The organism is Rickettsiales bacterium Ac37b, assembly GCA_000746585.2.
In the GTDB taxonomy this organism is placed as follows: domain Bacteria; phylum Pseudomonadota; class Alphaproteobacteria; order Rickettsiales; family Arcanibacteraceae; genus Ac37b.
This window is the reverse complement of the sequence record CP009217.2, coordinates 1,700,647-1,713,361: the sequence shown is the minus strand read 5'-3', so window position 1 is coordinate 1,713,361 and position 12,715 is coordinate 1,700,647. Positions and strand designations below refer to the sequence as shown.

11 protein-coding genes and 1 pseudogene are annotated in these 12,715 nt (G+C 34.8%); 2 read left to right on the top strand and 10 right to left on the bottom strand.

The genetic code is table 11. The features are described from left to right. Nucleotides 1–6: 6 nt before the first annotated feature. From NOVO_08435 to secA2, 10 genes and pseudogenes are all read right to left on the bottom strand, one after another. On the bottom strand, nt 7–210 hold the full coding sequence (locus NOVO_08435; GenBank protein AIL66008.1) for a Helix-turn-helix domain protein: 204 nt from the start codon (nt 208–210) through the stop codon (nt 7–9). A 659-nt stretch (nt 211–869) separates the two neighbouring features. Continuing rightward, complete coding sequence (locus NOVO_08425; protein AIL66007.1) at nt 870–1,679, bottom strand: hypothetical protein; 810 nt, start codon at nt 1,677–1,679, stop codon at nt 870–872. Continuing rightward, nucleotides 1,676–2,482: a hypothetical protein gene (locus tag NOVO_08420; GenBank protein ID AIL66006.1), complete on the bottom strand. Its 807-nt coding sequence runs from the start codon at nt 2,480–2,482 to the stop codon at nt 1,676–1,678. Before NOVO_08420 ends, NOVO_08425 begins: the two co-directional genes overlap by 4 nt. 56 nt (nt 2,483–2,538) lie before the next feature. Then, nucleotides 2,539–3,600, bottom strand: a pseudogene (locus NOVO_08415) (Putative prophage CPS-53 integrase; disrupted). Continuing rightward, a complete protein-coding gene (locus NOVO_08410) occupies nt 3,560–3,805 on the bottom strand; it encodes a hypothetical protein (protein ID AIL66005.1) in 246 nt (81 codons plus the stop codon). Before NOVO_08410 ends, NOVO_08415 begins: the two are co-directional and overlap by 41 nt. A 171-nt stretch (nt 3,806–3,976) precedes the next feature. Further along, nucleotides 3,977–4,261 (bottom strand): hypothetical protein, encoded by a 285-nt coding sequence (locus NOVO_08405; GenBank protein AIL66004.1) that lies wholly within the window; start codon nt 4,259–4,261, stop codon nt 3,977–3,979. A gap of 3 nt (nt 4,262–4,264) precedes the next feature. After that, nucleotides 4,265–4,768, bottom strand: a complete 504-nt coding sequence (locus NOVO_08400; protein AIL66003.1) for a hypothetical protein — start codon at nt 4,766–4,768, stop codon at nt 4,265–4,267. Beyond that, nucleotides 4,765–5,718: a hypothetical protein gene (locus NOVO_08395; GenBank protein AIL66002.1), complete on the bottom strand. Its 954-nt coding sequence runs from the start codon at nt 5,716–5,718 to the stop codon at nt 4,765–4,767. The genes NOVO_08400 and NOVO_08395 overlap by 4 nt, the downstream gene beginning before the upstream one ends. Beyond that, the gene (locus tag NOVO_08390; protein ID AIL66001.1) at nt 5,690–6,160 is read right to left on the bottom strand and encodes a hypothetical protein; all 471 of its coding nucleotides are present in this window, start codon (nt 6,158–6,160) and stop codon (nt 5,690–5,692) included. Before NOVO_08390 ends, NOVO_08395 begins: the two co-directional genes overlap by 29 nt. Further along, nucleotides 6,147–11,519 carry an Accessory Sec system translocase SecA2 gene (gene secA2, locus NOVO_08385; GenBank protein AIL66000.1) on the bottom strand — a complete coding sequence of 1,791 codons (5,373 nt, stop codon included), beginning with the start codon at nt 11,517–11,519 and terminating at the stop codon, nt 6,147–6,149. Before secA2 ends, NOVO_08390 begins: the two co-directional genes overlap by 14 nt. Nucleotides 11,520–11,614: 95 nt before the next feature. Here secA2 and NOVO_08380 point away from each other — a divergent pair, with 95 nt between their 5' ends. Beyond that, nucleotides 11,615–12,007, top strand: a complete 393-nt coding sequence (locus tag NOVO_08380) for a Transposase (protein AIL65999.1) — start codon at nt 11,615–11,617, stop codon at nt 12,005–12,007. 152 nt (nt 12,008–12,159) lie between these two features. Continuing rightward, nucleotides 12,160–12,468, top strand: coding sequence for a hypothetical protein (locus NOVO_08375; GenBank protein AIL65998.2), 309 nt, complete (start codon nt 12,160–12,162; stop codon nt 12,466–12,468). Nucleotides 12,469–12,715 lie beyond the last annotated feature (247 nt).

Genomic DNA, 12,715 nt, shown 5'->3' with positions numbered 1-12,715 from the left:
CCTCAATTATTGTTGATGTTGATCTATAAATTTAATTAGGTCAGATAATTTGTATCGAATAAGCTTACCGATTTTGACCATTGGTAAATCATAACGTTTAGTACAAGCCCAGACAGCTAAGGTATTTTCTGCAATGCCTAAAAATTCTGCAGCTTCTTTTCTGGTTAATAATTTTTCTGGCATGGTTATATCTTCATGGTTTTTGATCATGATTATTTCCTTATATGAGGTTAATAGTTGAGTGATGTTATATAGTTAATTAGGTTGAGAATAATACAAGGAACGAGGCGCGATATGTACAAAACAAGTACATGAGCAACGAGTGACGCCGTTGTATTCCAACTTAATTGACTATATAAATTGCAGCACAAAAATTCAGCGCTGTAGTGTCTGTTTCAGTTAGAAGATTTTGTTATTATTTGAAATATTTGATGATAAACAGGTTAGATATACACACAATTCACAAGTATATATAATCTTTATAGTTCGGCATTTTTCACCCGTCAAGAGGAATTTTCTATCTTTCTGTATGTTGCATATAATTAACTTGCTCTGATTCAATAGAAATTCTAAAACCAAGCCCCTTTATGATAGACAGTGCTGTATCAAATTTAGGGGTAGTTTTACCAGAAAAAATCTTATATAAATTTTGCCTATTTAACTTACTTTGAGTAGCTAATTTACTAATACCACCTTGTGCTTCTGCGATTAATCTTAAAATATGTAAAAAAGCCTTTGTATCTCCATCACTTTCATACTATTCAATAGCCAGTTCTAAGAATGTTCTTGCCTCTTCTAGTTCTTTTAGCTTACCATACATATATTTGTCAAATTTTTGATATTTAATCATGTTTATTATACCCTATTACCTATTTTTCTTTCATTTTATATGGTTCGCCTGGTAATCCCTTAATGAGTTTGTTTTGTATTAAATCTACAGCTTCATCAAAGTTCCAATAGGTTTCAGCATTAATTAAATTATTAATATCATACTGAAATTCTTGATTAGCAATTTTTTCAATAAAATTTTTTTCAAATATGGCTCTACTAATATTTATCCCATCCTTTGCACAATATTTGGCAAATGCATCTATAACAAGATTGCAATCTATTAAGTTATTTTTAATAGCAATCCATAAATCAAATAAATCTCTTCCTTTTTTTCTTTGATATAACGCTCTAAGTTTAGTCCCCATAAGTTCATTGATAGAGAATGTCACTATTTTTGCTTTGCCCTCAAACCAGGGATTTTTAATTACGATTTCATGCTTTTCAAGTTCATAAATGTGGAAATGTTCGGTAATATTAATCTCTATTTTAAGTTTTTTAGGTGTCAGATTTATAGCTTCATAACGATATATAAGTTTTACACTACGCTCAGTGATTCTTCTTTGAGGTTCTCCAAGCCATGATAAAGCCTCTCTTATACTATTTATACTATCTCCTATACCTTCTTTTTTAATCTGTACTAAATCTATATCCTCACTATATCTTGCTGCTGGCTTTGTAAATAATTTGTTTAGCGCAGTACCACCTCTAAAAGCTAAATTGGATTGTATTTTCTGAGTTGAGTAAAGGTCGACTAATGCTCGGCTGATAATCAAATCTTGTTCTACTTGAAATAACTCATTCCATGGTGCTTCTTTTCTCCATTGCAACACTGCAAATTCTGGAATCATATATCACTCTCAATTATTGTATTTTCTATTATTTTCCATTTTGCATTTTTAGTAATTTCTGTATTTGGCACATTGTTCCCGAGTAATGGTATATATTTTACATATCGTCTATTATCCAAATCAGCTTTGATTATTTCTGCCATATCGTATGCTCCTATTTGTTCTAAAATATAACCTAACCTTTGCTTTATAGGATTTTCTGAACATCTTGCAACTATTTGTTTGAATTTAGTAAGATCAATTGATTCCTGTAACTCCTCTAAAATCGTTGCTATATGGCTTAAACCTCCGCTAGCTTTAGAATAAGTAATTAAATCAAAAGCCGTTTGCTCAGGAGTAGAAACATTTAATATACTTTTGGGAGTATTTTTCTTTTCAGTAATACTATCTAATATATTTTTCTTTATATAAAATTTGATCCGTACTTTACCACAATTTATCGATTGAGGCCAATTTTTATCAATAATCACTTGATATAATTGAACTGCTTGATGTGAAGCTCCAAAATATGATGCTGCACTCAGTAATGCTGCGTAATAATTACATCCTAAAAATTCCATTAAATATGGTATAAACTGTTCAGCAGGGATACAACCCTGAGATTGATATTCTGGAGGAACTATCACATAGAAGCCATATATTGGTTTTGCCAACCTACCTTTTATCTTTAGATGATTAATAGAAGATCTAATAGCACTCGCTGATTTACCTAAAGATTTTTGTGCTTCTTTAAGGGTAAAATAGCATTTTCCTTGTTTTGCTAATTTATCTACATAATCTGCAAACATAACTAAATAATCCATATATTATCCTAATTTAGGCATAGATATATATTATATAGTTATTAGAATCTTGTAAACTAAAATTTCTTACCTATTTTTAAACTTGCTGCCATCATAGCCTCAGTAGCCTTTTCTACCGAAGCTCTAACCGGATCCAGATTCAACCTAGCGTAGATTGCTGTAGCTTGCTGAGTTTTATGCCCCAAAGATTTACCAATTATAAAGCTATTAGCCCCTGTTGCTGCTTGCCAGCTACCTAAAGTTCTACGTAAATCATGAATACGTAAATCTTCTATATTCGCTGCTTTTAAAATTCTTTTCTAAGCTTTTTTAGGTTCCTGTATGTGACCTGAACTACTTGTATTACTTGGAAATACCCATTCATTAGTTTTAATTTTAAATCTTTGGGTAAGAATATTAACAGCTTGTTCTGATAAGGGAATAATTTGAGATTCACCATTTTTAGTATCCTTTATAAACCATTCAAAGCGTTCGAAATTAATATCTTGCCACTTCATAGTTTGGACATTATTACGTCTTGCTCCCGTTAATAAACAAATATAGAAAAAATCCCTAAATACTTCGCTTTGCTCTTCATTTAATGCTTTAAAAAACTTGGGTATTTCATCGCCTTGTAAAAATCTTTCTCTAGATTTTTCTTTAAATTTTTTTACTCCGATACATGGATTAATACCTTCCCAGCCGAAGATAATTGCTTGAGTAAAAATATTAGATAAAAGCGCGAGTACTCTATTAGCTGCATAAATACCGCTTTTATCAACAATTTTTGCATGTAATTCTATAATATCTGATTTCTGAATTGAGCTAATTCTTCTTTTTCCCAAATAGGAAAAATGTAATCGATATTTATCTTCATCATCTTTCCAGCGCTTTTTATGCAATTTAGAATGTTTATTCATATATTCATTGAATAATGCATCAAATAATATCTCTTTATCTATCTTTGCTTTTTCTTTTTTAGGATTAAGACCTTGTGCTATGTCGTTAATAGTAGAATATGCAGCTTTCCTTGCTTGCTCAATGCTCATCTCAGGAAATCTGCCTAATTTAATCTTGTCAGGCCTACCTTCAATCCTTTTATAGAGAAAAAATGTTTTTGTGCCACTTGCGAAAACCATCACACCTAAACCATTCTTTATCAGCTACATCTTTACGAAGGGCAATGAATTGACCCTTTACACATGAAGATTCTACATTATAAAATCTTACAAATTTATTATTCATACTCTCATTATACTCAAATACTCCTACTTTTGTAAACTTATAAAATGGTGGCTTATCATACCATGCTCTAATTTTAGCATTTAATACTTCTGCGCTCATATTTTCGTAGATACGTACATTATCTAATAATTCTTTAGCAACAAAGCCCCTACAATCAGAGAAAGAGTAATATTACGCACTTTAGATTTATGGGCTAGTTTTCTTTTACTCATATTAAAACTCAATATATTAAATTATAGATGTTAAGATGATTACTAATAGACAGCATTATTATGCTGCTTTTACCTTAGGTAACTCACTTTGATAAAATCCTAGATTTAGATCTTGTTCACAGTTTATCTTATCACCTAGGAAGGCATTCTGATTACGCATGGCAGCTATAACTGCATTACCTTTTGCTCCCACAGTACTAACACGTGAATGCATCAGCCTTTCATCACTTGGAACAAAAGCTAGGATTTTATACTTAAATTTATCACAAAACTTACTGGTTAGCTCAAGGATTTGGTTTGTCGCACCAACAACTTCATAAGCTGTGAGTATAAGGGGGAGCATATACTAATCCACCAACAGATATTTACGATCTATTAGTATATTGCTTTCAGATGTTTTAACACGCACCCAACTACCTTTCTCAAAATTAAATGGCTCTTTGCTTAAATCGGTTGTAATAAGATGTAATTTAAATAGAGAATCTATACATGAATCTATGGATGTATCATTATACTTATGCTCTACTTCTTGTGCATTTTCAAAATATATTCCTGTTGCAATCACTGAACCTGTTTCAACATAAATCAAAGATTTAACTTGTTCTTCAGGATTAGTAATCAGATGTGTATCTTCATAATCAACTTGTAAATCAATCTGAGCCCTGATTGTTCTGCCAACCAGTTTCATATCTTCTTCTTTAGTTCTAAAGCATTTATCAAAGTAATCAATAGGTTCATAATCCTCAAATTGCAAAGTCCAAACTGATTCTGCAAATGGTTCATAATGCACTTTTATTACTTTAAAAGTGGTTAGTAATTCTGGTGCTGTTAAAAAGTGTGTTATTATCATGGTTTTACTCCAAAATGATCATCAAAATATTTATAAGTACCAGGAATCATAGTTTGTTTTTTGTCCTTATATTTAAGCACTATAACTCCTTCACCTGGTTTTATTTTAGATGGTACATAATAAGCTTCCTGCTTGCCACCCTTTAAGTTCGTGTTCTTTAATAGCGCTTTTTCAATTACATCATCAGACACTTCATCAAATTTCTTAAGAGCCCGCATTCTCACTGCTGAATCTTTAGAGAAGATGTCTGTTAATGTATTAGATTCTAGCTCTAAAAACTTCTCCATTTTTGCAATACGATCTGGTTTTTTAAAGGTCGTATGCTCAATCAACTGGTTAGTACCATCAAAACCTTGACCCCATTTAGCTGCGATTTCTTTAAAGCCTGGCTGGTTAATTAGATCGTTTACCAATTCACCTCCAAACTTTTTTACATCTTTCATGCTAAGGCCACTATCCCAGAGCTTTTGCATATCACCATGCCCAAGATGTACCTCATGCAGTAACTCTTCCTTCATTTTGCCATATTTTACAAAACTCTGAGTTTCAGCATTACTCACCTCTAATCTTATAGCTGGTTCTTTCACTTTTGTATACCAATCATTCGATATTGGCCTGTAGCTTTCCCTAATATCATAAGGTTTAAAGATTTTAGTATGGTGATAGCTATCATCCGCATAACTCATTGTACCTTTGGAGTTGGTGAACTCATATTTAGGGGGTTTTGGTGCATCAGGTTTAACTTCAGCTACTAGTTTAAGAGTGTGTTTAGCTTCAGCCTTGGAAGCAGGTTTTAGCGGAGTAGGCTCTACCTTTAGGGTAGTGCCTTTAATTGGATGCTTTGTAGCTTCAATTGTTGGAGCATTATGTGTATCTGGCTTAGATACAGGTTTTGTAGCTTTCACCTCGAGTTTGGGTGTATTAGCTTGGTGTATCTGCCTTCGTTCCACCTTTACCAAAATAGCCTTTTAAATCTACTTTGGAGGCTAGTTTTGGCATCCTGGTCATCTTTACTATATGCTTGGTGCCTTTCCAAGCAGCAGCTCCCGCTCCACCCAAGGTTATTAGCGCAATGCCGTCTTTCACTATCTGCGGTGCATTTTCATTTACGCCATCAATTATATCAAACACTGCTTCTTTGGATTTCGTATATTTACTGCCTAGGAAATAAGTAAGAGTTCCATCTACTGCATTCATCTTCATTGCAGTATAATCAGCAACATTTCTTGCAGAGCTTTTAAAGCTATTGTAAGCTTCTGAATACTCTGTTGCAAACTTCTCTTCACCCATTACAACCATCGCATCTGCTGCATGTTTGCCGATAATCCAGAATTTATCCAGCTGCTTAAACACAAACAGTTGATTACTATTTTCTGCCCTAGCTAAATTCATGATGTAATGAGTGTAGCAGTTCTTTCTTGCGCTCTAAAATCTCCTGCGAAGCTTTAGCTAACTCACTTTCAGCAACTTCCCAGCTCCCAGCTGCTGCAACCAAAGTTTCTTCTTTAAAGGTCATAGTACCAGGTTTAATGTGTTCACCTAAATTATAGGTGCTTTTTTCAAGAGTAGGAAACGCAACTGTAGCTGGGTTTACCTTTGACTTAGCTTGTTTCTTAACCGATGATGGCTTAGCTTTTTCCTCTATACCTTTCTCATAGAGCTTATCAATATCCACATAATAACCAGTTGCCGGGTTAAAGAACATCAGCTTATTACCGAGTTTAACCGGCTCATATCCTTCTCTAATGGCACGTTTTTGATTCTCGGTCAGTTCTTTATTATCAGCTTTAGCAAGCAGTTCCTCTTTCTCTGGCTGTGGCAGATTACTCATCACCACTTTAGCTTTAAACAGTGCATCATGAGTGCCTTCATAGATCGAAGTGCCAAGCGCTTGACCTGCCTGGATATTGAGCGGATGGAAGATCCCTTTACTTACCATCTCCATAATATGTCGAGTAATGATTTGCGATAGCTCTGCTGTAATTTTTTCCTTATAGGCGCTAATTCCAGAAACTTTTAGGCCAGCAACCTCATGACATGCCTCTTTCACCCGGTCTTTCTCAGCCACATATGTACCAAGATTTAGTTCCCTCTCGCAGTCAATCTTACCTCCTGGGAAGGCATTCTGCTGCTCCATCTTATTTAAAATAGCATCACTTGATGCACCCATCACACCAAGACGGGTATGCATTAACTTCTTATCATCTGGCACCTTTGCAGCTAGCTGACCCTCAAACTCCTCGCAGAACTGATCTGTTAAGCTTAGCACCTTACTGGCCGCACCAACAACTTCATAAGCTGTGAGCACCGTACCTATATAAGGAATCCGCCCTCCAACTTCCCTAAGGATCTCCTGATGAATCTGCTTATATCCTGGAAGATAATGATGCATTAAAATCTCTTCTCCGCTATTTACAAGTGCTCTCTCTGCCACTCTATCATGCTTCCACAAATCATTTGCTGCTATCCGCTCTATTTCTTCTTGGTGACGGGATAGCATTTTTGATATCTTACTATAAACATGAGTTTCTATGTTATCTTTTTGTGTGTCAAATCCTATTCTGGTAACTTCATCAAGGGCTCGGCTAGTTACAGTAATTAGAGTATCTTTATAGACACGTTCTCCAAAAGTCATGCTGTCTTTTCCGGTCCATCCTTCTAAAGTTTTGCCGGCATTGCTTTGCCAAGATCCTTCTGCGTAACCTGCATCTTTAATATGCTTTGCAACTTTACTAGCCACCACCTTTAGGCCTGCAGTAATGGCATTAACAGCAAGATCTATAGTCTTACTCTTAAACACCTGCTTTAACTCCATCCCAATTCCTTGGACGGTATTTATTGCGGTAAAAAGAATGTCTTTGAGGCCATTTGCAATCAATCCACTACTAAAATGCGCTAAAAAGCCACCACTAGCCACTCCCAAAGCAGTTCCAGCCACTATCTGGATGACACTTAGCACCACACTTACAAAATTACCTAAAAAGCTTGATTTCTTTGGGGTTATATAGTAATCGACTTCAACAAAACCCCTAAGACCAAGCTCTCTTACATCATCTAACTCATCCTGCATGGTGTTTGCGGTTGGTATCATTTCTTCAAATTTTATAAACTCACCTTGCTGTATGTTAGCTTTGCCTGTGTCTTTTAATTGATCTATGAGTGATATTGATTGCTTAATGTTATTTGCATAGCTGGTATAGATCTCTATATAATCATGATATTGTTTAATAAGAGGACTGAGAGGATCAACCCCTGCCATCACAGCTAAAGCTTGGCCCTGACTATAAAGTGGCAGCATCACATCCTCTAGGTTCGATAGTGCTTCCTGCAAACTATAGAGAGATCTGTGTTTTTGATTATCCCTAATTTCAAGTACCGCTTTTAGATATAAGCTTGAAAAGGCAAAATCTGGATCTAATTTTATTGCTTTATTTAGGCCACTAGTATCCGCGCTATCAAAAGCTATATGAGCTTGATAGGTTGGGTTTTTGATGAATTTCCCAGCTACTATCTCTCTTCTGCATTTGGCAAAAAACTCATATAATTCTTCTTTCAGCAGCTTTTCAGTTTCTTCTACGTTCTTGCCTTCATCTACCCTACAAGACATTAAATGTTCTTTATCCTTCAGCCACACACCCCATAATTCACTGAGCTCTGCTGTAATCTCATTAAATTCATCGGTCCCGCGATTATTAAATTCAGCAAAAAACTTCCGGTATTCACTAAATAGCTTATCCTTGAGTAAGAGCATCGGAATTCCGCATTCCTTATCTTGCTCTAAACGCTCACTTTCCGCCTCATTCCTCCATTCTAAGAGGTCTTCAAAAGACTCCACTCCATAAAGAGCATAATCTGGATAAATGGCATATAAACGCTTTAAAGTTTGTTCATAATTTAAAATCATCTGGCCACTACCTGGGTTACCAGATCTTGCTGTGCGCCCATATACTTGCCAGTCTACGCGTTCATTATCAGGTAGATAGGTGAGTAAAACATGCAAACCACCACTTTCATTTAATTCATTGCTTACTTTTAAATCTATACCACGGCCAATAGCGCTGGTTGATACCAGAATTCTACCTACTTCAAGCTCTTCATCTATTACATGGCTATCTGTTCGATCATCAGTGTAAAGTCTTAAATGCTCTACCTCATAATACTCTCGTAGCATTTGATAAAAGATTTTGGCTTGCTGCATATGTGCAGCAACGAGTACCACTGCTCTTTTTTCATCACGTGCTATTTTAATTGCCGATTCTACAATCTTCTCTTCCCATACATATTTATGATAAGCCATAGGGGGATAGAGCACAAAATTCTTTACCTTAAAGCTTGGCATTTTGATAAAATCTACATCATATAACTCATTGAGTAAACTTTGATCAGAATCAATACCTATAGTTCCACTTAAGCCGTAAACTTTACCTTCTTTATAGTTACTGAAAAAATATACATTAGATGCAAAATTAATGGTTAAAGTTTCAGCTGTCATTTTTAGCCCTTCTTTGAGCTGTAAAAATTGCTGCACCCCATCAGCAAAGACCGTTCTCTCCTGAACTAAATTAGAAATTTTATCAAATGGACGTACGTCTCGATCACCATCTTCGGTCTTAACAAAAATATAATCTTTTTCCAACACATATGAATTAGCAATTAATACTGCTTTGATCCACGCCTCTTTTTGAATACGTATATAGCTGGTTAAATGACGCGGAACTTTAACCACCCTATGCTCCTCATCTAAAATAGCATGTTCTATATAACTGTTTAAATGCGAAATAATTACTCTGTCAGGATCATTGATAATGATACTTTCATAATCAACTACATCCTCTCCTTTAAAAATAGGATTATGCCATATATATTGCCCATTTTCTAATAACTCTAATTGATTTACAATTACTTTATACTGTGCCCAAATCGCTGTAAACATGGTTTGTAATAGCTCAAAACGACTAATCTTCTCAGAAAGCAGTACGGTATGTGAGCTTTGATCAATCAACATACTGTCTACTTCATCAACAATTACTATATCAGCTTGTCTTTCTCCCAAAACATTCCTGCCATTTTCATGGCGCAATTTATCTCCTATAAAATGCACCACATCACCATAGACAATAGGATGATTATAGGCTTCCTTCATGCCGCTGCTGGTGTGATCATCAGTATTATGTGAGCAAGAAAAGCCAAACATTTGATAGAATGTAAGCATGTCTTTGACAGCACTTCTTGCCAGTACATGCGAGGAAGTGACGATATTTACATTATGCCCTTCAAGTACCTTAAGTAAGGCAAGAATTGCTATAATAACTGTCTTACCTTCGCCAGTTCCAATTTCTGCTATCCGATGATCTGGCGCGTGGTAAAATGATAAAACAGAAATTAACTGCGCATCACGCAGCTGAATGTGATTGGTTAAATATAAAGCTCTTTTAGCAATAGCTATAACTTCTGCAATATTTTGCTGCACATTACTTACATCAATATGCCAATGCTTAATATCTTCAGCACTCCAATTATCAATATCTTTCTTTTTAGATATTTCACTCATCGCCTCAAAGCTTGCCCGAATCTCGTCATATTCTTCTAAATCTGAATTTAATTCTTCAAATTCTTGCCAAATTTCATCTGTAGATTTAGCTTTATTTTCTTTGAACTCAGCAGGAGGTATATTTTCTTCCGTGCCAAACACTTCATCTGAAATTGGATTATTATTTTCATTATCACCCAAATCATCATCTTGATCAGGTAGGATATCCTCTTCATCAAATTCATCTGGATCAGGATCTAATCCTCTAACTTCTGGAGATATATTCTCATTTATAACAGCTTTACTGGTAAGGATCTCCTGCGAAGTATCACTAAAACTCTCAGTTACATAACGACTTTCTTCTTTGTCAGCATAGCGCTCTGCAATTTCTTGGTCAGTAGCTATATGTACTTTAAAAGCTGTACTTTCTAAATCCTCAATATTAATAGCAGTTTCTTCTACCTTCTCATCCACGATTCCTTCAACACTAAGTGCATCATATTTTGCCTGCACATTAATATCACTATGTTGTTTGGTTACTGCTAAAATTGTTTTAGTTGTATGCTTCTCATAAAATTGTCTTTGACCAAGAATGTGAATATTATAATTATCACAATGAGCAGCAAAAAGAACTCCTCCTTCGCCTAAAATCCATTGTTTGTATCTTTCTCTTCCTTTATGTACTTTAGAATCTAATATATATGTATTTTCTAATTTTTCACTAACCTCTTCAAAAGAGTTAGTAATAATACCTCTGACATTAACATTACTATATTTATTAACCGGCCTATTTTCACTATCTATATAAAAATTACCACCTATATCAATCTTACCAGGATTACCAAGAGTATTAACCAATTCTCTTTCTAAAATACATCTTCCCTGAAGTGATGCTTTTCCATTATAATGCACCCACTTTAAAAGATTAGGATCTACATAGTGTTGTGCTTTCTGATATTCTCCAGCACGTGTCAAAAGTATTCTATTACTCTTTACATGTGCATCACTAGTAACCACCATATCAGCTGATTCAAGCTGTAGCTCAGCTATTCTGCCACCTAATTTATTCTGAATCTCTAACCTTTCTGCATATAATGCAGAATTAGGTTTTAATATTACATAATGGTCTACCATAACTTTAAGACCATTACCTATCCTTACCAAACCATTATTATGTATATAGAAATTGGAACCTTGCAGAAATCCTCTGCCACTGATCACTACTATCTTACCAAAATTATTTATAGTAAATTAAGTTGATAAAGACATGATATATGATATATTAAAAAGCTCATAAACCCAAAACAGTAGAAGCAATGGCATATTCCTTAGATTTACGTAAAAAAGTAATTCACTATGTTAATAAAGGTTATACCAGAGAAGAAGCTGCAAGAATTTTTGGCATAGGTGAAAGAACAATTTATAGATGGTTATCGAGATCGAAATCCGGGAATTTAGCAGCCACACGAGCAGCTAAGCCATGGAAGAAGCTTGATCCAATCAAATTATTAAACGAGGTGTCTAAAAACAGCAATTGGCTATTATCTGATTTTGCAAAGGTTTTTAATGTGTCTACAGCTGCTATCTGTTTGGCATTCAAGACTTTGGGGATCACACGAAAAAAAAGACCACACTCTATCGTGAACGGGATGAAGCAAAACGGCAATTATTTTTGGCAGCTATCGCAAACTATAAAGCGGAAGATATAGTTTATATTGATGAGAGTGGAATTGATAGCTATTTGTACTATTCTTGGGGATACAGTCTCAGAGGAAGTAAAGTTTATGGTGATATCTCAGGTAAAAAACATGATTGAGAAAGCTTTATTGCAGGTAAGGTTGGGAAGAAAATTATTGCGCCAATGTGTTTCAAGGGCACATGTAATACAGAAGTTTTTAACGAGTGGGTTAGTCAGTGTTTGGTGCCCGAACTAAGATTTGGTCAAGTTGTAATACTTGATAATGCAACGTTCCATAAGTCAGCTAGAACTAGGAATTTAATAGAAGATATAGGCTGTAAACTTTTATTCTTACCACCTTACTCTCCTGATCTCAACCCAATTGAAAAATATTGGGCTCATTTAAAAGCTAAAATCAAACCTATCATTACTAATTTTAATAACCTTAGCGATGCTATTGATTATGGCTTCTCTATGCTATTCTCAACTTAATTGACTATAGATAAATTGAAAAAGCAAAAGATACTAGCGAGTTTATTGCAACTGGCGATAATAATGGTGGAGGAGCTAACGACAATAATAAACCAACTTCCTATGAAGTAAAGCAGGGTGATACCTTATCTCAAATTGCCAAAAACCATGGTACAACAGTTGAGGAATTAGCTAAGCTAAATGGCATTAAAAACCCAGACAAAATCCAAGCTGAAACTACGATTAAACTGCCAAATGGCGCTAAATA